We start from the raw sequence: 22098 nt of genomic DNA, 5'->3' as shown, positions 1-22098 counted from the left end.
GGCTGGTCGCCCCCGGCGGCGCGCTCGCCGCCGGCGGGGCACTGGCCGCCGCCTTACCGCGACCGCGGCGGCACGCGCGGAACACGATCGCGGGGAACCAACCCGGTCCCCGGCCCGTACTTCACCAGAGGCGTCTCCTGATCCACCGGGGGGTGAGCCCGACACGCTGAACGATCTTCGATGGTAGAAAGGCGCCGATGCCGCCGCACCTCACGACGACCTCGCCGCGCCCCGCGCGACGGCGCGCCCGCCGCTTCCGCCGGGCCACCGCCGCCGCCGCGTCCATCGGGGTGGTGATGATGACGACCGCCGGGACGGGCCATGCCGACCCCTACGCGGCGCCCGTCGCGGTCCCCGGGATGGCGCCGTCGACGCTGGACGTCCGGTACGCCGCCGAGCGCCGCTCCATCGAGGAGGCCCTCAAGACCGCGGAGAAGCTCGGCGACACCGACCGGCGGAGAACGCTGGGCGCGTTCCTCCAGCCCGGACGCCGGTTCCTCTACTTCGACCCGCGCGGCCGCGGGCGGGCCATCGAGGTCGTCGGCGACCTCACCCGGGCACGGCGCGTCGCGGTGCTCGTCCCCGGCGCGGACACCACGCTCTCCGCGTTCGACAAGCGGGGCGGCAAACCCTGGTCGACGCCCGGCGGGGGCGCGCGCGCCGTCTACCAGCAGGCCCGCTCCCTGTCGCCCCAGCCCGGACTGGCGGTCGTCGCCTGGCTCGGCTACGCGGCGCCCAAGACGTTCAGCAGCGACGTCCTCACCGCCGAGCGGGCCGCCGAGGGCGCCGTCCAGCTCCGCAAGTTCATGAAGGGCGTCCACCAGGTCAACCCGGGCGCCAGCGTGGGCCTCCTCTGCCACAGCTACGGCTCGGTGGTCTGCGGCCGGGCCGCCCTGGGCGGCTCCAACGGCGCCGCCTGGAGGCAGGTCACCGACATCGCCCTCTACGGCAGCCCGGGGACGACCACGTGGTCGGCGTCCAGGCTGGGCGGGTCGACCCGGGTGTGGGCGGGCCGGGGCGCGACCGACTGGATGGAGGACGTCCCGCACGTGCGGTTCCTCGGGCTCGGGCTCGGCCCCGACCCGGTCTCCGCGAGGTTCGGCGCCCGGGTCTTCGACGCCGGGCACGGAGGCCACAGCGACTACCTCGCCCCGGGCTCGGCGTCGCTGCGCAACCTCACCGACATCGCGCTCGGACGCGCCTCCGCGGTGACCCCCGGCTGACCCGGTTTGAGCGCTTCCGGCCAGGACACCGCGGGTGGAGTGGCACTCTGTTGGGGTGAACACCGCGAACGAGGCCGAGATCCGCGAGCAGACCACCCAGCGTCTGGAGAAGGCGATGGGGACGTTCGGCACCGCGGCGCTGACCAGCATGGAGGAGCAGCTCCCCTGGTTCCGGCGCATGCCCGCCGACCAGCGCTCCTGGATCGGCCTCGTGGCGCAGGCCGGCATCGCCGCGTTCGTGGAGTGGTTCAAGAGCAACGAGCGCACCCGCCCCGCCATCGCCGGCGAGGTGTTCGGCACCGCGCCCCGCGAGCTGCTGCGCTCCATCAAGCTCCAGCACACCATCGACATGATCCGCGTCATCATCGACGTGGTGGAGACCCGGCTGGACGAGCTGGCCGCGCCCGGCGGCGAGGCCCAGCTGCGCGAGGCCATCCTGCGCTACACCCGCGACGTGGCGTTCGGCGCCGCCCAGGTCTACGCCCGCGCCGCCGAGACGCGCGCCGCCTGGGACGCCCGCCTGGAGGCCCTCGTCGTCAACGCGGTGCTGCGCGACGAGGTCGACGACGGCATGCACTCCTGGGCCGCCGCGCTCGGCTGGACGTCCAAGCCCGTCACCGTCATCGCCGGCTTCACCCCGGAGGACGAGGAGCCCGAGGTCACCATCGACCAGATGCAGCTGGCCGCGCGCCGCGCTCGCGCCGACGTGCTGGCCGGCGTGCAGGGGCACCGGGTCGTGGTGATCGTCGGCGGTGACACCGACCCCATGGACGCCGCCCGCCCGATCGCCGCCAAGTGCGGGCCCGGCCCGGTCGTCGTCGGCCCGCAGGTCGCCGACCTCTACGAGTCCACGGTCTCCGCCCGCGCCGCCGTCGCCGGGCTGCGCGCCGCGTCCGGGTGGCCGGACGCGCCCCGCCCCGTCCTCGCCACCGAGCTCCTCCCCGAGCGCGCCCTCGACGGCGACGACGACGCGCGCGGCTACCTGGTGGAGAGCGTCTACAACCCGATGCTCGCCGCCGGCGCCCCGCTCCTGGACACGCTCACCACCTACCTCGAACAGGGATCGTCGCTGGAGGCCACCGCCCGGCTCCTGTTCGTCCACCCCAACACCGTCCGCTACCGGCTGCGCCGCGTCGCCGAGCTGACCGGCCTGGCCCCCACCGACGGCCGCAACGCCTTCACGCTCCGCATCGCCCTGGTCCTCGGCCGCTTCCACGCCCGCGCCGCCAGGACGACCGGGTAGCGAGGACGGCCGGGTAGCGAGGACGGCCCGGGAGTGAGGAGCGTCGCACCGAGGGTCTCAGCCGGGGCTACAGGCGCTCACCAGGGTTTCTTGTAGGGGTCGTACAAAGCGCCAAGACCAAAGTTCGTCGTGATCGGCATCGTGGGCGCGGGCACATGACGGCAGGCTGGACGCTGTGATTCTCCTCGCATCGCCCGGCCAGGGCGCCCAGACCCCCGGCTTCCTGCAGCCATGGCTAGAGAAACCCGGCGTCGCCGACCGGTTCGCCTGGTGGTCGGCGGTCACGGGTCTGGACCTGGTGCGCTACGGGACGTCCGCGGACGCCGAGGAGATCCGCGACACCGCGGTCGCGCAGCCGCTGCTGGTCGCCGCCGCGATCGCCGCGTCCGAGGCCCTCTACGACGGCGCCCCGGGCGGCCGGACCGGGCCCGACGCCGTCGCCGGTCACAGCGTCGGCGAGCTGGCCGCCGCCGCGATCGCCGGGGTGCTCACCCCCGAGGCCGCACTGGTCCTCGTCCGGGAGCGGGGCCGGGCGATGGCCGAGGCCGCCGCCGTCACCGAGACCGGCATGACGGCCGTGCTCGGCGGCGACGCCGACGAGGTCCTCGCCGCGATCGACAAGCACGGCCTCACCCCCGCCAACGTCAACGGCGCCGGCCAGGTCGTCGCCGCCGGGACGACCGAGCGCCTCGCGAAGTTCGCCGACGAGCCGCCCGCCAAGGCGCGCCTGCGGCCGCTGTCGGTCGCGGGCGCCTTCCACACCGAGCACATGGAGCCCGCCGTCGGCGCCCTGCGCCGCCTCGCGCCCGGCGTGCCCGTCGCCGACCCGCGGGCGAAGCTGCTCCAGAACCGCGACGGCGCCGTCGTCGAGAGCGGCCGCGAATTCGTCGCCCGGCTCGTCGAGCAGGTCAGCGCCCCCGTCCGCTGGGACGCGTGCATGGCGACCATGCGCGAGCTCGGCGTCACCGCGATCATCGAGCTGCCGCCCGCCGGGACGCTCGTCGGGCTGGCCCGGCGCGAGCTGAAGGGAATCGAGCTGGTCGCCCTCAAGACCCCCGCCGACCTGGACAAGGCCCGCGAGCTGATCGAGGCGGACGCGTCATGACCGCCGGACTCACCATCCCCGAGGCGGCGCCCGGCGCCCGCGTCCTCGCGTTCGGCGACTACCGCCCCGCCCGCATCGTCACCAACGACGACCTCGCGCGCACCGTCGACACCAACGACGAGTGGATCCGCAGCCGCGTCGGCATCTCCGAGCGGCGCATCGCCGGCGACGACGAGGGCATCGTCGAGCTCGGCGTGCACGCCGCCGGCAAGGCGCTGGCGAACAGCGGCCTCGCGCCCTCCGACATCGACCTGGTGATCCTGGCGACCTGCTCGGCGGAGACGCCGATGCCGGGCCACGCCGCGCAGGTCGCGCACCGCCTCGGCATCGAGGCGCCCGGCGCCTTCGACCTCAACGCCGCCTGCGCCGGCTTCTGCTACGCGCTCGGCACCGCCAGCGCCGCGGTCCGGGCCGGCAGCGCCCGCAACGTGCTGGTGGTCGGCGCCGAGAAGATGTCCCAGTGGATCGACTGGACCGACCGCTCCACCTGCATCATCTTCGCCGACGGCGCGGGCGCGGCGGTCGTCGCGCCCAGCGAGGCGCCCGGGATCGGCCCCGTCGTGTGGGGCAGCGCCGGCGACAAGTACGACAAGATCATCATTGATGACCGCAACTCGTTCATCCGGCAGGAGGGGCAGGCGGTCTTCCGCTGGGCCACCACCGCCATCGCGCCGATCGCGCTCCAGGCGTGCGAGCGGGCCGGGGTCAAGCCCGAGGAACTCGCCGCCGTCGTCCCGCACCAGGCCAACCTGCGGATCATCGAGGCGATCGCCCGCAAGGTGAAGGCGTCCAACGCCGTCGTCGCCACCGACATCGTGGAGTCCGGCAACACCTCGGGCGCCTCGATCCCGCTGGCGCTGTCCCGAATGATCGAACGCGGCGACGTGCCGTCCGGCGCCCCGGCCCTGCTGGTCGGGTTCGGCGCCGGGCTGTCCTACGCTGCCCAAGTCATCCAGATCCCGTAGGCCGTCACGCCTGCTCGCAGGCTCTGGACCAACCCACCGAAGGAGAACCCTGAACATGAAAGCAGTCGCCACCGAACAGGAGATCTTGGACGGCCTCGCCGAGATCATCGACGAGATCGTCGGGATCGACAAGTCCGAGGTGACCCCGGAGAAGAACTTCATCGACGACCTCGACATCGACTCCCTGTCGATGGTGGAGATCGCGGTGGCCGCCCAGGACCGGTTCAACGTCGAGATCCCCGACGACGAGCTGCGCAACCTGAAGACGGTCAAGGACGTCGTCAACTTCGTCCAGAACCTGCAGAGCTGAGCCGCGGGAGGGCGCGCCGCCACCCGGGAGGCGGCGCGCCCTTCCTCCTCCCCTCACAGTCCGCAAGGAGCACGCACTATGAGCAAGAGCCAGACCAGGGTCGTCGTGACCGGTCTCGGTGCAACGACCCCACTCGGCGGCGACATGCCGTCGACCTGGTCCGCCCTGCTCGCCGGCGAGTCCGGTATCCGCAAACTGGACTGGGAGGGGGTCGAGGACCTGCCGGTCCAGTTCGCCGCGACCCTGAAGGTCGACCCGTCCGAGGTGATGCCGAAGCAGAACCTGCGGCGGCTCGACCGCAACCAGGCGATCGCGCTGATCGCGGCGCGGGAGGCGTGGACGTCCGCCGGGTTCGCCGTGCCGGCGGGCGGCAAGGGGCAGAAGGGCATGGAGCGCCCCGGGGTCGAGGGCGGCTACACCGTGGACGGCGAGCGCCTCGGCGTGGTGCTGTCCAGCGGCATCGGCGGCCTGCACACCGCCCTCAACAGCTATGACGTCTTCCGGGAGAAGGGCTGGTCGCGGGTCTCGCCCTTCACCGTCCCGATGCTGATGCCGAACGGCGCCTCCGGGCACGTCGGCATCGAGTTCGGCGCGATGGCCGGCTCGCACGCGCTGGTCAGCGCCTGCGCGTCCAGCGGCGAGGCCGTCGGGTACGCCATCGACATGATCCGCGCGGGCCGCGCCGACGTGGTGATCTGCGGCGGCACCGAGTCGTGCATACACCCGCTGCAGATGGCCTCGTTCGGGGCCATGCGCGCGATGTCGACCCGCAACGAGGAGCCGTCGCGCGCGTCCCGCCCCTACGACAAGAACCGCGACGGCTTCGTGCTCGGCGAGGGCGCCGCCGTGATGATCCTCGAATCCGAGGAGCACGCCCGCGCCCGCGGCGCGGAGATTCACGGCATCGCCGCGGGCTGCGGCTACTCCGGCGACGCCTACGACATCGTGCTGCCCGACCCGTCCGGCTCGGGGCAGGCCAAGGCGATGCAGCGGGCCCTCAAGGACGCGGGCCTGGAGCCCTCCGACCTGGTGCACATCAACGCGCACGCCACCTCCACGCCCGCCGGGGACGTCGCGGAGCTCGCCTCCATCAAGGCGGGGCTCGGCGAGGAGGCCGCGCGCCAGGTGGTCATCACCGCGACCAAGTCGATGACCGGGCACCTGCTCGGCGGCGCGGGCGCGCTTGAGTCGATCTTCACGGTCCTCGCGCTCAAGGAGGGCCGCGTCCCGTTCGTGGCCAACCTGGAGGACCTCGACGACGAGGTCGACCTCGACATCGCGCGCGACGAGCCGCGCAAGCTCCCGGACGGTCCGGCGGCGGCGCTCAACAACTCGTTCGGATTCGGCGGGCACAACGTGTCGGTCGCCTTCCAGCGCGCTCTCTGACGGTCCTCGTCGAACGGCCCGGCCGGGTTCTCCCGCCGGGCCGTTCGCGCATGCGCAGGCCCCGCGCGTGCGCACCCGTCCCGCCGCCGAGGGCCGGCCGTGACCGCTGCGGCCTCTGATCGGGGCCTACGGGACCCTGAGGGTGACGAGCGCGATGTCGTCGCGCGGCACGCCGTTCTGGAAACCGACGACGCGGTCGACGATCCGGCCGGTGATGGCGCCTGCGTCGAGGCCCCGCGCGTCGGACAGCAGCCCGGCGAGCCGGTCCTCGCCGAAGAACTCCCGGTCGCGGCGCGCCTCGCTGACGCCGTCGGTGAAGAACAGGACGGAGTCGCCGGACCGCAGCTCCACGGACTCGTCGGCCAGCACCACGTCGTCGAGTATGCCGAGCAGGTCGCCGGGGCGGCCGACGCGCCGCACCTCCCCGGAGGAGGCGACCAGAAGCGGCGCGGGATGACCGCCGAGCGAGACGGTGAGGAGCGGCTTGCCGTGCGGGCCGCACTCGATGCCCGCGTAGACGGCGGTGCAGAACCGCTCCGCGCCGTGGCCCAGCAGGGACGAGTTCAGCTTCCGCAGGACGTCGGCGGGCGACTCGGTCTCCGTGGCGACCGCCCGCACCGTGTACCGGGCCAGGCTCGTCACCACCGCGGCCCCGGCCCCCTTGCCGCACACGTCCCCCAGCACCAGCCCCCACCGGGTGGGAGAGATCTCGAACAGGTCGTAGAAGTCCCCTCCCACCTCGTCGCCGGCGCCGGCCGGGCGGTAGGCGCCGCCCGCCTCCAGTCCGGGGACGAGCGGCAGCGCGGGCGGGATGAAGCTGCGCTGCAGGGTCTCGGCGAGCTGCCGGGCGCGGGCCTCCGAGTCCCGCGCGCGCCGGCGGGCGTGCAGGAGCTCCCGCTCGTACTCCCGGCGGTCGATGGCGCGGAAGACGCACACCCGGACGGCGGGGGCCCCGTCCGGTTCCTCCGGGCGCAGCGTCGAGTTGACCAGCACGGGCAGCCGCTCGCCGTCCGCGCACTTCAGGTCGACGGCGATCTCGTGGACCTCGCCCTGCATGGTCAGCAGCGGCGCGAAGTGCGTCTCGTAGTAGATGCGGTCCCCGACGGGGAGCAGCTCCTGGAAGCGCGTGCCGTCGAGCAGGTCGTCGGCGCGGTAGCCCGTCCAGTCCAGGAACGTCTGGTTGACCCTGGTGATCGTCCCGGGCGGGCGCAGCGACAGGTAGCCGCAGGGCGCGTGCTCGTAGAGGTCCCGGAGGCGGGCGAGTTCGTCATCCGCGCCGGACATCGGGGCCACTCGGAGCCTTCCGCAGAAAGGCCTTGATCGCCGCGATCGTCTCCTCGGGCGCGCTCAGGTTGGGGCAGTGCCCCGTCGCGCGCAGCCGCACCAGCTCGCTTCCGGGGATGGCGCGGTGCACGTAGTCCCCCACCGCCTCCGGGGCGATGATGTCCTCCGAGCACTGCAGGAGCAGGGTCGGGACGCTCAGCCCGGGCAGGTCGGCCCGGTTGTCGGACAGGAAGGTCACGCGCGCGAACTGCCGCATGACGTCGGGATCGGTGCGGCAGAAGGCGTTGGTCAGCTCCCGGCCCAGCTCGGGCCGCTCCGGATTCCCCATGATCAGCGGCGCCATCCGGCTGGACCAGCCGAGATGGTTGCTCTCCAGCGACTCCAGGAGCTCGGTGATGTCGGCGCCGGTGAACCCGCCGACGTACTCCCCGTCGTCGACGTAGCGGGGCGAGGGGCCGACCAGCACCAGACGGGCGAAGCGACCGGGCTCCTTGTTCGCCGCCAGCACCCCGATCATCGCGCTGACGGAGTGCCCGACGAAGATCACGTCGTGCAGGTCCAGCTCGTGGACGATGTCCAGCACGTCCTCGGCGTAGGCCTCCAGGGTGCCGTACCGGTCGGCCGAGTAGGCCGACATGTCCGAGTTCCCCAACCCGACGTGGTCGAAGAGGAGGACCCGATGGTCGGCCTCGAAGGCCGGCGCGGTGAGCCGCCACATCGTCTGGTCGCAGCCGAACCCGTGCGCGAAGAGCATGGGCTGCCCCGACCGTCGGCCCAGGTCCTGCACGTTGTTGCGGGTCAAAGCGGACACCTCCCCAACGTGCCCCGGGCTCCCCGTTTCCACACCTCACGGGGCCGCCCGGCGGCGGGCGTGCTCGCCTCCCGGCCACGGGAGCGTACGAGTCGCGGGACGGGTACGCGCTCCGGGCGGGCGGCGCCGGCCGCGCCGCGGGACCGTCAGACGGCGGCGTGCAGCCAGCGGACGGGGGCGCCGTCGCCGGCCCGGCGGAAGGGCTCCAGCTCGTTGTCCCACGGCGTGCCGAGCAGCCGGTCGAGCTCCTGCTCCAGCGTGGCCTTGCCGACGGCGGCGTTCGCCATCACCGCGCGGAGCCGGTCCTCGGGGACCATGATGTCGCCGCTGGCGCCGATGACCCCCGTGAACACCCCGAGGGTCGGGGTGAAGCTGAAGCGGACGCCGTCGGTGCCGGGCGTCGGATCCTCGGTGGCCTCGAACCGCACCAGTTTCCAGTTGCGCAGCGCGGAGGTGATGCCCGCGGCGGTGCCGGGCCTGCCCTCCCAATGAAGCTCGGCGCGCAGCGTTCCGGGCGCGGCCGGCTGATCTGCCCACTCAAGGGAAACGGGCACCCCGAGAACACCTGCGGCGGCCCACTCGATGTGCGGGCTCAGCGCAGGTGGCGCGGAGTGGACGTAAAAAACGCCACGTGCGGTCACCGGACCTCCTGGATCTGTACCGAGGCTCGTCTTCCCCTACGGCCTCGTACGTCCCAAGTCGGCGTCCGCGTCCCTCATTGTGCATCATCGGCCGGAGTCGCACCACCGTGAGTTCGCAGTTTGTTGAACGCTTGAACACAGGATGCACATCGTTCACCCGGCGCCTCCGTCAAGATCCACTATTGCGAGGGGGACGCGGGTGTGCCTCCCCTCCCGGGTGAGACTCGTCACGCATGCCACCATCGGCCATCTTCCGCTCGTTCCAGGCACGGAGCGTCATCGGTTCGCCACGATGAGCGAAAGGGTCGGTTCGGCGGAGGCGAGGCTCGATGTTCGATCAACAGGCGCGGCTGGAGCGGGTGCTGGCCCGGCATGCGGACGCGGTCGTCGTGGAGCCGCTGCCGGGGCGGCCGGCGCTGATCCGCCGGGACGAGATCCTGGTCGCGGGGCGGGACGCCGGCGCGGCCGAGTCGCTGGTCCGGCGCTGGTACGACTCGCGCGACGACGAGGGCGGCGTCACGCGGCTGCGGCTGCGCGCCCCCGCGAAGGTCGACGTGTGCGAGCTCGCGGCCGTCCTCGGCAGCGCCGACCGGCGGCACCGGAGGCTGAGTGCGGCGCCGAACCACCTCGTCCTCGGCCAGCCGATGTGGTGGAGCGGGCCCGCGGACCTGCCCCGCCCCGCCCCTCCCGTGCCCGCGCCGCGGGGCGGCCCGGTCCGGCGGGACGTGACGGTCGCGATCCTGGACACCGGCCTGTCGCCGCACCCCTGGTACGAGGGCGAGGAGTGGTACCGCGAGCAGCGCGACGAGGTGGCGGAGGTCCTGGACGCCGATCTGGACTTCGCGCTGGACGCGCAGGCGGGGCACGGCACGTTCATCGCGGGCGTGGTGCTGTCCCAGGCGCCGTCCGCCGTCCTGCGGGCCCGCCGCGTCATCGACGGCCACGGGATCGGCGACGAGCTGGACGTGATCCGAGCGCTGGAGTGGCTCGCCGCCTGGGGCCGCGCCGACGTCGTCAACCTCTCGCTCGGCTGCCACACCTACGACGACCGCCCTTCGCCGGTGCTCTCCCAGGCGGTCGCGGCGCTCGGCCGCCGCACGGTCGTCGTGGCGTGCGCGGGGAACGCGGCGACGGACCGCCCGTTCTGGCCCGCCGCGATGAAGCCGGTCATCGGCGTCGCCGCGCTGGACGGCGACGACCGGGCCTGGTTCTCCAACCACGGCTGGTGGGTGGACGCGTGCGCGCAGGGCGTCGGCGTGGCCAGCGCCTTCGTCCGGTTCGACGGCCCCCGCCCCGCGGCGAGCGGTTCCGATCCCGACCGGTTCGACGGCTACGCCACATGGAGCGGGACGTCGTTCGCGACGCCGGTCGTGGCGGGGCGGATCGCCGCCCTCGCCGCGCACGAGGACATCGGGGCGGCCGAGGCGGCCGATCGCGTGCTCGATCCCGCGCGCCACCCGGTGCTTCCGGGTCTCGGCACCGAAGTGCACAGCGCGTCATCGATCGATGCCATAGGGTGAAGGGGGAGCGGGGGGCCTCAGGAGGAGACTTCGGTGGCCCGTAGGGACGATACGGACGAGCTGATAATCCGGGCACGCGACGGCGACGGCGACGCGTGGGCCCGGCTGGTCGAGCGGCACAGCGGGCTGCTGTGGTCGATCGCTCGCTCGTACGGTTTGAACGACGCCGACGCGGGCGACGCGGTGCAGACCACGTGGCTGCGGCTGGTGGAGCGGATCGACGAGCTCCGCGAGCCCGCCGCGGCGACATGCTGGCTGGCCACGACGGCGCGCCACGAGAGCTTACGGCTGGCGCGCCGGCGCGGCCGTGCGCTCCCGTCCGTGCCCGCGCCGCGCGAACCGGAGCCCGATCCGGCGCGGGTGGTCGCGGCGCGCGAGCGGCTCGGCCTGGTCGGCGCGGCGCTGGAGCGGCTGCCGCTGCGCTGCCGGACGCTGCTGCGGCTGTTCGCGCTCGCGCCGAGCCACGCCGAGCTGGCCGCCGCCCTCGGGATCCCCGTCGGCAGCGTGGGCCCGACGCGGGCGCGCTGCCTGGAGTCGCTGCGGAGGCTGGTCTCGTGAACGACGACGAGCTGATGGCGGGAGTCCGCGCGACGTTCCAGATCCTCGACCCGGTGCCGGCGGCCGTGCTCGCGGCGGCCCGCGCGTCGATCGCTTGGCGGGCGCCGGCCGCGCGGCTGGCGGAACTGGAGCACGACCTGGGCGGCCGCGCGGCGGGGGTGCGGGGCGGCCCGGCCCGGACGCTGACCTTCACCTGCCCGGACGCGGCGGTCGAGATCGAGGTGGCGCCGGACGGCCGGTTCCGGGAGATCCACGGGCGGCTCGTCCCGCCCGCGGCGGCGCTCGTCGAGGTCCGCCACCGCGACCTGCCGCCGGGCGGGATCACGGCGCGCACGGAGCCGGCGGGGATGTTCTGGCTGCCGCGCGTGCCGGCCGGGCTGGTGAGCCTGATCCTGCGGCTGGACGACGGCACGTCGATCGTCACGAGCTGGATCCGGCTGTGACCGGACGGGACGAATGAGCGGGCCGGACGAATGAGCGGGCGGGATGAAGGCGTCCTGCTGTGGATGGCGGCGACGGATCCCGCGACCGCCTTCACGCGGGCGCTCGCGCTGCTGGAGGACGGCGGCGGGATCCTGCCGCTGCGCGTGGCCGGTCTGGCCGCCAAGGAGCTGGGCAGGCTCGACGAAGGCCTCGCCTTCCTCCGGCGCGCCCTGGAACTGGCCTCCGGGTCCGACGCGTACGCGGCGGCGCAGGTGCGGATGAACCTCGTCGGGCTGCTCACGGCGAGCGGCGACGTCACCGAGGCGCTCGCCCAGGCGAGGCGGGCGGAGACCGTCCTGCACGGGCCCGACGCCGACCGCCTGGCCGCGAACAAGGCGGGCGCTCTGGCACGGGCCGGACGTCTGGAAGAGGCGCACGACGTCGCGGTGCGGGCCTTGCCCCGCTTACGCGCGGGGCACGACCCCGCCGCGCTCAGCGGTCTGCTCACCAACCTCGGCCTGGCGCGGGTGTTCCGCGGTGACTACGACGGCGCGGAGGAGGCGCTGGCCGAGGCCGTCGCCGTCGGCGAGGCCGCCGCGTTACGCCACCAGACGGCCATGGCGAAGGGGAACCTGGCCTTCACGGTGTCGCGGCGGGGGGACGTCCCGCGCTCGCTCCGTCTCTTCGCGGAGGCCGAGCAGGGCCTGACCGGTGAGCGCCTGGCGCAGTGCCGGTTCGACCAGGCGGAGACGCTCATCATGGCGGGTCTGCCGGGCGAGGCGCGTCCCGTCCTCACCGCCGCCCTGGACGCGGCCACCGCGAACGGGTACCGGTGCGACACGGCCGACGGATACCTGCTCCTCGCCCACGCCGAACTGGCCGACGGCAACGCGGAGGAGGCCACGGTGGCGGCGGAGCTGGCCCGCACGACGTTCACCGAACAGCAGCGCACCGGATGGGCGCTGCTGGCCGAGCACGTGCTGCTCAAGGCCCGGTGGGCGTCCGGTGAACGCTCCCCCGTCCTGCTGCGTTCGGCCGCGGCCGCGGCGGAACGGCTGGACGCCGGCGGCTGGGCGGACGCCGCCGACGAGGCCCGCATCGTCGCCGCGCGCGTGGCGCTGTCGCTGGGCCGGCCGGCGGGGCATCTGCTGGCCTCCGTCCGGCGGACGAGCGGCCCGGCCTCGGGCAGGATCGCCGCCTGGCACGCGACGGCCCTCGAACACTCCTCCCGCGACGCCCGCAAGGGCGCGCTGGCGGCGGTCAAGGCAGGGCTTGAGGTGACCGAGGAGCACGCGGAGGCCCTGGACGCGCTCGACCTGCGCGCCCGCGCGGCGGGGCTCGCCGCGGAGCTGGCGGAGCTCGGGCTCCGCCTGTCCGGGTCGGCGCGGGAACTGCTCGCCGTGGAGGAGCGGCGTCGGGCGATCGCCCGGCCGGTCCGCGTCCGCCCGCCCAAGGACCCCGAGCGTGCCGCGGCGCTGACCGCGCTGCGCGCCCTCAGCGTCGACCGCACGGCCGACACCGCCCGCGGCGGGGCCCCGCCCGCGCCGCTCGCGGACCGCGCCGCGCTGGAGGCGGACCTGACGGCGCTGGAGGCGAAGATCCGCGACCGGACGCGCCGCCGCCCGTCCGGCGCGTCGCCGGGACGCCCCGCCGCGGCCGGCGCGGTCGCCGCCGCGCTCGGCGACCGCGCCCTCGTCGAGCTGATCGCGATCGGGGACGAGCTGCACGCCGTCACCGTCGCGCGGGGCCGCACCCGCCGCCACCGCCTCGGCGCGGGCGACGCGGCGCGCCGCGAGACCGGCCTGCTCCGCTTCGCCGCGTGCCGCCTCGCCGAGGACGGCGGGCCGCCGGCGCCGTCCTCGCTCACGGGCGCGGCCGAGCGCCTCGACCGCCTCCTGCTCGCACCGCTCTCCCCCGTCCTCGGCGACCGCGAGCTGGTCATCGCCCCGACGGGGGTCCTCCACGGCCTGCCGTGGGCGGCGCTCCCGTCCCTGGCGGGGCGCCCGTTCACGGTCGTCCCGTCCGCCGGGGCCTGGCTTCACGCCCGCACGCGCGCCCCGTCCGGCGGGCGCACCGTCCTCGTGGCGGGCCCGGATCTTCTGCACGCCGACCGCGAGATCGCCGCGCTCCGCCGCCTCCACCCCGGCGCCGCCGTCCTGGACGGCCCGGACGCCCGCGCCGAACCCGTCCGCGACGCCCTGGAAGGGGCCGCCCTCGCCCACATCGCCGCCCACGGCGAGTTCCACCCGGGCAACGCCCTGTTCTCCCGGCTGCGCCTGGCCGACGGCCCCCTCATGGTCCACGACCTCGACGAGCTGGCCGATCCGCCGCGCCTGATCGTCCTGTCCGCGTGCGACATCGGCCGCGCCGACGAGGGGGACGCCGTCCTCGGCATGGCCGGCGCGCTGCTGGCCCTGGGCGCCGCCACCGTGATCGCCAGCGTCCTGCCCGTCCGGGACGACGCGACCCCGGCCTTCATGACCGCTTTCCACACCGCGCTGGCGGCCGGGAAGACCCCCTCCCGGGCGCTGGCCGCCATCGCCCGGACCCCGGCCACGACCGGTTTCCTGGCCATGGGAGCGGGCTGACCCCCGGCGGAGGGTCAGTCGCCGACGGCGATCGGGTTGCCGGGGTCGGCCACCCAGTTCGACCACGACCCGACGTAGAGGGCGGCCGGGATGCCGGCGAGGTGGAGGGCGAGGATCTCGTGGGCGGCGGTGACGCCCGAGCCGCAGTAGGCGCCGACGTCGAGGGCGTCGGTGGCGCCGAGCTGCGCGAACCGCTCGCGCAGCAGCCCGGGCGGCAGGAACCGGCCGTCGACACCGACGTTTCCTGAGGTGGGAGCGTTCCGGGCGCCCGGGATGTGCCCCGCCACGGGGTCGACCGGCTCCTGCTCGCCGCGGTAGCGCTCGGCGGCGCGGGCGTCCAGGAGCACGCCCGCGCGGGCCAGTTCCGCGGCGCCCTCGGCGTCCAGGACGGGCAGGCCGCCGGGGTGGGCGACGAAGTCGCCCGGCTTGGCCTCGGGCTCCTCCGTGCTCACCGGGCGGCCGGCCTCGGCCCAGGCGCGGTAGCCGCCGTCCAGGACGCGGACCCGTTCGTGCCCGAAGTAGCGCAGCGACCACCACAGCCGGGCGGCGGCCGTGGAGTCGGCGTCGTCGTAGACCACGACCAGGCTGTCGGCCGAGACCCCGGCGCGGCGCACCGCCGCCTCGAAGGCGGCGGGGTCCGGCAGGGGGTGCCGGCCGCCGGGACCGGGCGGCCCGGCCACGTCGCGGTCGAGGTCGACGAACACGGCGCCGGGCAGGTGCCCCCTGCGGTAGGACTCGATCCCCGGCGGCCCCGCCAGATGCCATCGGACGTCCAGCAGGACCACGTTCGCCTGCCGTCGGAGCAGCCGGTCCAGCGCGGGCACTTCGATGAGAGGGTGCACATCGCCAGTTTGGCCGCCGTTGCCCCGATTAGGGAGGGGCGAATCCGGGTTCATCTCAACTCCGCGGGATCTCAGGGCCGGGACGCGGTGAGCAGCGGCACCAGTTGCTCGGCCGGGACGAGGGAGCCGTGCATGCCGACCATCTGCTCCAGCCACGGCTCCCTTTCGGACGCCACGATCGCGAGGCCGGTGCGCGGGACGGCGACCACGTCGCCGATCCGCTCCAGCATCCCGGGGCCGATCGCGCCGAACCAGCCGTTCTCGACGGCGTGCTCGCGGCTCACGACCCACGCCCTGCCGCCCAGCGTCTCCGTCCAGGCGGCGAGCACGTCCGCGTGGGCGCCCGGCTCGCTGTAAACGTAGCGGGCGCGGGCGTCCCCGCCGAGCAGGGCGACGCCCGCCGCCAGCCCGGGGACGGCGTCGACGTCGATCCGCTCGTCCGGGTCGACCATGCCGTGGTCGGCGGTCACGTGCAGGGACGAGCCCGGCGGCAGGCCCTCCGCGAGGCGCTGCGCGAGGCCGTCGACGTACCGGAGCATGTGCCGCCAGTCGGCGGAGCCGACCCCGAACCGGTGGCCGGTCGCGTCGAGCTCGGCGTAGTACACGGTGACGTAGGCCCGGTCGCCGCGGCGCAGGGCCTGCCCGGCGCGGTCGGCGAGCTGGTAGGGGCCGCGGCCCGCCACGTAGTCGGCGCCGCGCGTGGTGGCGCGGCTGAGGCTGGACCCCCGGTAGAGGGGCTCCGCCACGTAGGCGACCTCGACGCCGTGCGCGGCCGCCCGCCCGTAGGCGGTCGGGACCGGCTGGAACGTCTCGGGCTCGACGGTCTCGTCGTTCCAGCGAAGGCAGTTCAGCAACCGCCCCGTGCCGGGGATCGCGATCTGCACGCCGAGCAGGCCGTGCTCGCCGGGCGGGGCGCCGGTGGCCAGCGAGCCGAGGCTGCTGACGGTCGTCGCCGGGAACCCGGCCGTGATCGGGCCGCCGTCCATCGCGTTCAGGAACGGCGCCTCGCGGGGATGGGCCCGCAGCTGCTCCCAGCCGAGTCCGTCGACCAGCAACACGCAGACGCGCGGAACGGCGGGCAGGCCCAGGACGTTCGGCGCGTCCGGGACGCCCAGCGCTGCCAGCGCGGAGGACGGCAGGTCGGACAGCGCGGCCTCGCCGTAGCGCGGGACGGGCGGTTCGGAGAGGGCCGGCCCCTCCTCCCGGCCGGACCCGCCGCGCCGCTCGGCGGCGGCCGCGCTCACCGCGCGGTCACGGCGGACAGTTCCTCGGCGAAGGCCAGCACCTGGCTCACGGCGTCCGCGCCGTCCGCGGCCTCGCTGACCCGCAGCGACAGGTCGTCGGCCGTCACGCTGCCGGTGTAGCCGTGGTCGGCCTCGCAGTTCTCGTCGCCGCACGTCGCGGGTTCGAGGTCGATGTGGGCGATGGCGCCCCAGCCGATGGTCAGCACGACCTCCGTGGGCGGCACCCCGGGCACGTAGGACGCCGGGTCGGGGACGACCCGCGTCACCGCGACGGACTGGACGCGCTCCAGCTTGACGGCCTCGGTGGTGGTGGACGCGTGCGGCCGCGTCATGCCCTCGCCGGGCGGGTGCTCGTCGGTGTGGCACACCAGCAGCCGGCTCGCCGACAGCACGAGCACGGTCACGTGCCGCCGGACCTCCATCGCGGGGTCGAAGGTCGCCTCGTGGTGGACGACGTAGGCGGTGACGCGCTCGTCCCCGACGGCCGACTCGACCGCGTCCGCGACCAGGGCCGGGTAGTAACCGCTGCGCTCGATCGCCGTGCGCAGACCACTGACGGTCGCTCGGGTTTCCCTCATGGCCCCATCCTGCCCTGTCCGGGGCCGGACGCGCACATGAGCGCCGCGGCACGCGGTCATATGTCCGTGTGCGGGGTAACGCCCTTGTGCGGGTAACGTCCGCGTGCGGGGTACAGGGGGGGCATGGACGAGCATCCACTGCCGACCCCGCCGCCGGTGCCGCCGCCCACGCCGGACCCGGCACCTCCCCCGCAGCCCCCCGTGCCCCCCGAGCCGCCGCCCGGCCCCGCCCCGGGCCCCGCGCCGCGGCCGCCCGGACCGATCCCGCCCGGCCCCTCGCCGGAGCCGGTACCGCCCGGCCCGCCGCCGGAGCCGTCCCCGCCCCCGCCGGGGCCCGAGCCGATCCCGCCCGGCCCCGCGCCCGATCCCGTCCCGCCGACGCCGGAGCCCAGCCCTCCCCCGCCCCCGGGCTGACGGCGGGCACGCCGGAGGCCCGGGGCCGGTGTCCAGGCCCCGGGCCTCCGGGCCCGAGTCACAGGCGGCGCGGCTCCAGTTCGGGGCGCGGCCCCAGGGGACGCTCCAGCGTGAGCGTCACCGCCCGCACCGCGACCCCTGACGGACCCACCATGACGGGGCTCAGCTCCAGCCGCGCCACCTCCGGAAGGTCGTAGCCGAGGCGGGACGCGCGCAGCAGCAGCTCCTCCAGCGCCCCGAGGTTCACCGGATCGGCGCCGCGGTGCCCCAGCAGCAGCGGGGCCGTGCGGATCGCGCGGATCATCTCCGCCGCCTCCGCGTCCGCCAGCGGCGACAGGCGGTAGGCGCGGTCGTCCAGCAGCTCGGCGGTCTCGTCGGCGATCCCGAACGAGATCAGCGCGCCGAACGAGGGGTCCTCCCTGACGACGATGCGGGTCGCCACGCCGTCCGTCCCGCCCGCGAGCCGGATGCCGTAGCAGGCCAGCAGCTCCGCCGCCTGCTCCGGCGCGACCTCCACGGGGCCGCCGTCGCCCAGCCACCCGGCGACCAGCTCCCGCGCCTTGGCACGGTCCACGTCCTCGAACACCGGCATGCGGCCGGGCGGGCGCCGCCGCCACCGCGCGTACCGGATCACGTACGCCAGCGCCCGGACGGCGTCCTCGGGCGCCGTGTAGGACGGCACGGAGCCCTCCGCGGGCATCCCGTCCGGGCCGGTGACGCGCAGGTCGGCGGGCATTCCCTCGGTGCCGAGATAGGTCGCCACGATCGGTTTGCGGCCCTCGGCGGCCAGCCGCAGGATCCTCTCGGGGACGCGCACGTCGTAGCCGCCGATCGTCGGGGGCGTGAACAGCGCCACGACCGCGTCGACCGTGTCGTCGTCCAGCGCGCCGGCGAGGGCGGCCTCGTAGTCGTCGGCGTCGGCGCGGGGACCGAGGTCGATGCGGGGCCGGACCTCCAGCCCGAGCGCGACGGCCTCATCCTGCGCCAGCAGGCCCAGCGAGTTGGAGTTGTCGATGATCGCGATGCGGTCGCCGGCCGGGAGCGGCTGGTAGGCCAGCACCTGCGCCACGTCGAACAGCTCCGCCAGGTCGTCCACCCGGATCACGCCGGCCTGCTCGAACAGCGCGCTGACCGCGTGGTCGGGCAGCGTGAGCGCCCGCGCCGCGTGCCCGATCGGGACGCCCTGCGTGCTGCGCCCGCTCTTCACCGCCACGATCGGCTTGCGGCGGCCGAGCCTGCGCGCGAGCCGCGCGAACTTACGGGGGTTGCCCAGCGACTCCAGGTACAGCAGGACGGCCCTGGTCGCCGGGTCCTCCTCCCAGTACTGCATCAGGTCGTTGCCGGAGACGTCCGCCCGGTTCCCCGCCGAGACGAACGTGGACAGCCCGAGACCGCGCGCGGCCGTCCGCTGCAGGATGGCGATGCCCAGCGCGCCGGACTGGGAGAAGAACCCCACCGGGCCCCGTCCCGGCATGGTCGGCGCCAGGGTCGCGTTCAGCCGCACGTCGGTGTCGGTGTTGGCGATGCCGAGGCAGTTGGGGCCGACGACCCGCATCCCGTAGGCGCGCGCGAGGCGCACCAGTTGCTCCTGGGCGGCCCGTCCCTCCTCCCCGACCTCGCCGAAGCCGGACGACACGACGACCAGCCCCCGCACGCCCTTGCCCGCGCACTCCTCGACGACCTCGTGCACGGCGTCGGCCCGCACCGCCACGACCGCGAGGTCCACGTCGTCCGGGATCTCCAGGACGGACGCGTACGCGCGGACCCCGGCCACCGCGACCGCCGTCGGGTGCACCGGGTACACGGGCCCGCTGAAGTCCCCGGCGAGCAGGTTCCGCAGGACGGTCCGGCCGACGCTGTGCTCGGCCCGGCTCGCCCCGACCACCGCCACCGACCGCGGGAACAGCAGCCGCTGGATCGAGCGCGCCTCGGCCCGGTGCTCGCGCGCCGTCATGACCTCCAGCGAGGTGTCGGTCGGCTCCAGGTCGAGGACGAGTTCGATCACGCCCTCCTCGAAGCGCTGCTCCGCCCGGTACCCGGCCTCCCGGAACACCCGGGTCATCCGGCGGTTGTCGGGCAGGACGCTCGCCACGAACCGGCGCACCCCGCGCTCGCGGGCCGCCGCCGCGATGTGCTCCAGCAGCACCGCGCCGAGCCCGCGGCCCTGGTGCGCGTCCTCCACCAGGAACGCCACCTCCGCCGTCTCCGGCCGGTCGGCGAGCCGGTCGTAGCGGACGACCGCCACCATCTCCCCCGCGATCGTGGCGATCAGCGCGGCGCGCCGGTCGTGGTCGACGGTGGTGAAGTGCTCGATCTCGCGGTCCGACAGCCGGGGGCGCGGCGAGAAGAACCGGTAGTAGATCGACTCCGGGGACAGCCGCGCGTGGAACGCGCGCAGGAGATCGGCGTCCTCGGGGCAGATGGGGCGCAGATGGGCCGTCCCGCCGTCGCTGAGGACGACGTCGGCCTCCCACTGATCCGGATAACGCTCGGTCACGTACCCGAGGGTAAGGCACGGATGCGTCACGGTCCCGCGACGAAAAAACCGGCTTCCTCGGTTTCGCTGCGCGTTCGAGACCTAATCCGGGCTCCGAAGCTGTTACGGTCGAGCACACGTCCAAGAATTGCCGCTCGCGCGGGCCGTGTTGATCGAGGTGATGACTCCATGACGCGCGTGGTCGTGGTCGGCGATCTTATGACAGACACCGTGGCGCGTGCCGCGTATCCCCTGGCCAAGGGGAGCGACACGCCCGCCGCCGTGACGACGCACGGTGGTGGCTCCGGCGCCAACGTGGCCGCATGGCTCGCCGTGGAGGGGACCGACGCCGCCTTCGTCGGCCGCCGCGGCTCCGACATCGCCGGCCGGAACCGGGACATGGAACTGATGGGCTACGGCGTCGACGCCCGCCTCGTCATGGACCAGGAACGTCCCACCGGCACCTGTGTGGTCATGGTCACCCACAAGGGCGACCGGACGATGCTGTCGGACCCCGGCGCCAACGCCGCCCTCCTCCCGGAGGACATCGAGCGCTGCAAGGACCTGTTCTCCGGCGGCACCCACCTGCACCTGTCGGGTTACGCCCTGATCAACGAGGGGTCCCGCAAGGCGGCCATCCACACCCTGGAGATCGCCCGCAAGACGCAGATGTCGGTCTCCGTGGACGGCGGCTCGTCCTCCCCGCTCAAGCGGATGGGCGCCGAGCCCTTCCTGGAGTGGACGCAGGGCGCCCGCCTCCTGGTCGTCAACGCCAAGGAGGCCGAGATCCTCACCGGCCGCGACACGCCCGAGCAGGCCGCCAAGGTGCTGACCGCCTGGTACCCGCAGGTCGTGATCACGAACGGCGCCGACGGGGCCCTGTGGTACACCAACGGCCGTCCCGAGCCGGTCACCGTCGCGGCGGAGCCCGTCGAGAAGATCATCGACGGCACGGGCGCCGGCGACGCGTTCGTCGCCGGGTTCCTCCCGCCGTGGCTTGACGGCAAGCAGCCGGCCGACGCCCTCACCGCGGGCTGCCGCCTGGCCGCCCGCGCCATGCAGCACCTGGGCGCCCGCCCCACCCTCGACGTGGTCGACAACCAGATCAAGTAGGGCGGGGCCGCTCAGGCGAGCGGAGTGTAGGTGCGGACGTCCTCCCTGACCGCGTCCCAGAGGCGGTTCAGGGGGTGGCCCGCGTCGTAGCGTTCGAGGTCGGCGCGGCGGACGAACGCGCCCGTCATGAACTCGGCCCTGGGCTCCAGGTCGTCGTCCAGCCCGATCGCACGGAGCGGGACGGCGTCGGGGTCCTCCTGCGCGGCCATGCCCCGCCCGATCGAACCGGTGACGATCATGCAGCCGCGCACGAACCCGGATCGCAGCAGCGACAGCCCGTAGTGCACGTCGTCGATGTCGGCGACGACGTTGAGCCGCTCGCGGAAGTTCGTCCCGTACCAGGTGGCGAGCAGGTCGGCGACGAGCCCGGCGGGCGGCACCACCAGCGGGATGCGCCCGAGGCGGCTGGTCTGCACCGGCGTGCCGGGCAGCTCGCCCTCCGGCAGATTGGTGAGCAGCAGCGCCTGGCCCCGGGCGTACTCGACGACCTCGTACTCCTGGAGGCGCAGGTCGCCCTCCGGGGTGCTGACGATGCTGCCGCAGATGAGGTCGACCTGGCGGGTCTCCAGCCGCGACCACAGGTCCTTGGTGCGGACGTGGGCGACCTTGAACTCGACCTCGCGCTGCCGGAACTCCTCCGAGACCCGGTCCCAGGCCCGGGAGACGATCGGCAGCGTGAACTCGGTGGTGCCGACCGTCAGCATGCGGCCGAGGCGGCGCCGGCTCCAGTGAATGGACTCCAGCCATTTCTCGAACGTCGTGCGCGCCAGTTCGACCGTCGTCTCCCCGGTCGGCGTGAACAGGTAGTCCTTCCCGCGCCCCTGCCGGACGGTCAGGACCTCCCCGCACAGCACCTGGCTGTTGCGGTTCAGCGTGTCGAGCTGCTTCTGGACGCTCGACTGCTCGCGCCCCAGCACCCGGGCCGCCCGCAGCGCCGAACCGGTCTCGTGCACCACCAGCAGGGTCCGCAGCTGGTCGAACGTCATGTCGAGCAGGCCGGGCGGACAGTCCAGCAGCGAGTCGAGGGTCGGGGGCACGGGGAGGGACATTACTACCTCTTCCGGGGACCCACGGAAATGGCCGCGGGGCCAACTAAGCGGGAAATGATGACATTTCCGCCTGAACTTATCTCAAGATGTTCTCCTAAACAACTGGACAGAGTTTTCTAACCTCTAGAACACTTTCCCTCGAGCCGCTCCACCGCCGCCGTCACCCGTCCCACTCCCAGGACGGCGGCGCTCCCGGGCGTGCCCCGGCGGTGCCGGCCGCCGGGGCCGCCGCCCGGCGCCCTGGTCTCCCGTTCGCCGCGGCTCTTCTCCGCCGCGGCGCCGGGAACGGACGCCGGCCCGTGCGCGGGGCCGCCCGGTCGGGCCG

General features: G+C 74.5%; 19 protein-coding genes. 11 read left to right on the top strand and 8 right to left on the bottom strand.

The window, feature by feature from the left end; translation table 11 throughout:
• Positions 1–197: 197 nt before the first annotated feature.
• The 6 genes from AB0C87_RS31235 to AB0C87_RS31210 all read left to right on the top strand — a co-directional run bounded on the left by AB0C87_RS31235 (position 198) and on the right by AB0C87_RS31210 (position 6232).
• Positions 198–1223 carry an alpha/beta hydrolase gene (locus tag AB0C87_RS31235; RefSeq protein ID WP_360580806.1) on the top strand — a complete coding sequence of 342 codons (1026 nt, stop codon included), beginning with the start codon at positions 198–200 and terminating at the stop codon, positions 1221–1223.
• Positions 1224–1278: 55 nt separating this feature from the next.
• Entirely contained in the window at positions 1279–2466 is a 1188-nt protein-coding gene (locus AB0C87_RS31230; protein ID WP_345178660.1) for a helix-turn-helix domain-containing protein, read from the top strand.
• Positions 2467–2641: 175 nt separating this feature from the next.
• Positions 2642–3571, top strand: coding sequence for an ACP S-malonyltransferase (locus AB0C87_RS31225; RefSeq protein WP_360580803.1), 930 nt, complete (start codon positions 2642–2644; stop codon positions 3569–3571).
• Positions 3568–4536, top strand: a complete 969-nt coding sequence (locus tag AB0C87_RS31220; RefSeq protein ID WP_360352256.1) for a beta-ketoacyl-ACP synthase III — start codon at positions 3568–3570, stop codon at positions 4534–4536. Before AB0C87_RS31225 ends, AB0C87_RS31220 begins: the two co-directional genes overlap by 4 nt.
• 55 nt (positions 4537–4591) lie before the next feature.
• Positions 4592–4846 (top strand): acyl carrier protein, encoded by a 255-nt coding sequence (locus AB0C87_RS31215; RefSeq protein ID WP_345178665.1) that lies wholly within the window; start codon positions 4592–4594, stop codon positions 4844–4846.
• A 78-nt stretch (positions 4847–4924) separates the two neighbouring features.
• Entirely contained in the window at positions 4925–6232 is a 1308-nt protein-coding gene (locus AB0C87_RS31210; RefSeq protein ID WP_345178668.1) for a beta-ketoacyl-[acyl-carrier-protein] synthase family protein, read from the top strand.
• Positions 6233–6358: 126 nt separating this feature from the next.
• Here the strand turns inward: AB0C87_RS31210 and AB0C87_RS31205 are convergent, their stop codons facing one another.
• The 3 genes from AB0C87_RS31205 to AB0C87_RS31195 all read right to left on the bottom strand — a co-directional run bounded on the left by AB0C87_RS31205 (position 6359) and on the right by AB0C87_RS31195 (position 8968).
• Positions 6359–7516 carry a SpoIIE family protein phosphatase gene (locus AB0C87_RS31205; RefSeq protein WP_345178670.1) on the bottom strand — a complete coding sequence of 386 codons (1158 nt, stop codon included), beginning with the start codon at positions 7514–7516 and terminating at the stop codon, positions 6359–6361.
• Positions 7500–8327 carry an alpha/beta hydrolase gene (locus AB0C87_RS31200; protein WP_345178672.1) on the bottom strand — a complete coding sequence of 276 codons (828 nt, stop codon included), beginning with the start codon at positions 8325–8327 and terminating at the stop codon, positions 7500–7502. Before AB0C87_RS31200 ends, AB0C87_RS31205 begins: the two co-directional genes overlap by 17 nt.
• Positions 8328–8473: 146 nt before the next feature.
• Positions 8474–8968, bottom strand: coding sequence for a DUF3145 domain-containing protein (locus tag AB0C87_RS31195; RefSeq protein ID WP_185026294.1), 495 nt, complete (start codon positions 8966–8968; stop codon positions 8474–8476).
• Between the two features lie 329 nt (positions 8969–9297).
• Here AB0C87_RS31195 and AB0C87_RS31190 point away from each other — a divergent pair, with 329 nt between their 5' ends.
• From AB0C87_RS31190 to AB0C87_RS31175, 4 genes are read left to right on the top strand one after another with little or no spacing between them, the layout of a single operon-like run.
• Complete coding sequence (locus tag AB0C87_RS31190; RefSeq protein ID WP_360580800.1) at positions 9298–10488, top strand: S8/S53 family peptidase; 1191 nt, start codon at positions 9298–9300, stop codon at positions 10486–10488.
• Positions 10489–10521: 33 nt separating this feature from the next.
• Complete coding sequence (locus tag AB0C87_RS31185; RefSeq protein WP_345178676.1) at positions 10522–11046, top strand: sigma-70 family RNA polymerase sigma factor; 525 nt, start codon at positions 10522–10524, stop codon at positions 11044–11046.
• Positions 11043–11489, top strand: coding sequence for a hypothetical protein (locus AB0C87_RS31180; RefSeq protein ID WP_345178678.1), 447 nt, complete (start codon positions 11043–11045; stop codon positions 11487–11489). Before AB0C87_RS31185 ends, AB0C87_RS31180 begins: the two co-directional genes overlap by 4 nt.
• Positions 11490–11519: 30 nt before the next feature.
• Entirely contained in the window at positions 11520–14057 is a 2538-nt protein-coding gene (locus AB0C87_RS31175; RefSeq protein ID WP_360580798.1) for a CHAT domain-containing protein, read from the top strand.
• 14 nt (positions 14058–14071) lie between these two features.
• On the opposite strand, the gene AB0C87_RS31170 is transcribed toward AB0C87_RS31175, so the two are convergent.
• The 4 genes from AB0C87_RS31170 to AB0C87_RS31155 all read right to left on the bottom strand — a co-directional run bounded on the left by AB0C87_RS31170 (position 14072) and on the right by AB0C87_RS31155 (position 19632).
• On the bottom strand, positions 14072–14899 hold the full coding sequence (locus AB0C87_RS31170; protein ID WP_345187825.1) for a sulfurtransferase: 828 nt from the start codon (positions 14897–14899) through the stop codon (positions 14072–14074).
• Positions 14900–14970: 71 nt separating this feature from the next.
• On the bottom strand, positions 14971–16143 hold the full coding sequence (locus tag AB0C87_RS31165) for a nucleotide pyrophosphatase/phosphodiesterase family protein (RefSeq protein ID WP_360580796.1): 1173 nt from the start codon (positions 16141–16143) through the stop codon (positions 14971–14973).
• A complete protein-coding gene (locus tag AB0C87_RS31160) occupies positions 16140–16721 on the bottom strand; it encodes a DUF5998 family protein (protein WP_185026304.1) in 582 nt (193 codons plus the stop codon). Before AB0C87_RS31160 ends, AB0C87_RS31165 begins: the two co-directional genes overlap by 4 nt.
• A gap of 472 nt (positions 16722–17193) precedes the next feature.
• Entirely contained in the window at positions 17194–19632 is a 2439-nt protein-coding gene (locus tag AB0C87_RS31155) for a GNAT family N-acetyltransferase (RefSeq protein ID WP_360580794.1), read from the bottom strand.
• A 168-nt stretch (positions 19633–19800) separates the two neighbouring features.
• On the opposite strand from AB0C87_RS31155, the gene AB0C87_RS31150 reads away from it, so the two are divergent.
• Entirely contained in the window at positions 19801–20724 is a 924-nt protein-coding gene (locus AB0C87_RS31150) for a PfkB family carbohydrate kinase (protein WP_353834916.1), read from the top strand.
• Positions 20725–20735: 11 nt separating this feature from the next.
• Here the strand turns inward: AB0C87_RS31150 and AB0C87_RS31145 are convergent, their stop codons facing one another.
• On the bottom strand, positions 20736–21773 hold the full coding sequence (locus AB0C87_RS31145; protein ID WP_345185677.1) for a LysR family transcriptional regulator: 1038 nt from the start codon (positions 21771–21773) through the stop codon (positions 20736–20738).
• Positions 21774–22098 lie beyond the last annotated feature (325 nt).

The sequence above is a fragment of the Actinomadura sp. NPDC048021 genome (assembly GCF_040653135.1).
Lineage (GTDB): Bacteria > Actinomycetota > Actinomycetes > Streptosporangiales > Streptosporangiaceae > Spirillospora > Spirillospora verrucosospora.
This window is presented reverse-complemented; position numbering and strand designations above follow the sequence as displayed.

Bases quoted from the DNA above. Each gene is read 5' to 3' on its own strand.
- AB0C87_RS31175 (WP_360580798.1), top strand. From the start codon at position 11,520: ATGAGCGGGCGGGATGAAGGCGTCCTGCTGTGGATGGCGGCGACGGAT.
- AB0C87_RS31205 (WP_345178670.1), bottom strand. From the start codon at position 7,516: ATGTCCGGCGCGGATGACGAACTCGCCCGCCTCCGGGACCTCTACGAG.
- AB0C87_RS31210 (WP_345178668.1), top strand. From the start codon at position 4,925: ATGAGCAAGAGCCAGACCAGGGTCGTCGTGACCGGTCTCGGTGCAACG.
- AB0C87_RS31190 (WP_360580800.1), top strand. From the start codon at position 9,298: ATGTTCGATCAACAGGCGCGGCTGGAGCGGGTGCTGGCCCGGCATGCG.
- AB0C87_RS31215 (WP_345178665.1), top strand. From the start codon at position 4,592: ATGAAAGCAGTCGCCACCGAACAGGAGATCTTGGACGGCCTCGCCGAG.
- AB0C87_RS31150 (WP_353834916.1), top strand. From the start codon at position 19,801: ATGACGCGCGTGGTCGTGGTCGGCGATCTTATGACAGACACCGTGGCG.
- AB0C87_RS31145 (WP_345185677.1), bottom strand. From the start codon at position 21,773: ATGTCCCTCCCCGTGCCCCCGACCCTCGACTCGCTGCTGGACTGTCCG.
- AB0C87_RS31235 (WP_360580806.1), top strand. From the start codon at position 198: ATGCCGCCGCACCTCACGACGACCTCGCCGCGCCCCGCGCGACGGCGC.
- AB0C87_RS31220 (WP_360352256.1), top strand. From the start codon at position 3,568: ATGACCGCCGGACTCACCATCCCCGAGGCGGCGCCCGGCGCCCGCGTC.
- AB0C87_RS31160 (WP_185026304.1), bottom strand. From the start codon at position 16,721: ATGAGGGAAACCCGAGCGACCGTCAGTGGTCTGCGCACGGCGATCGAG.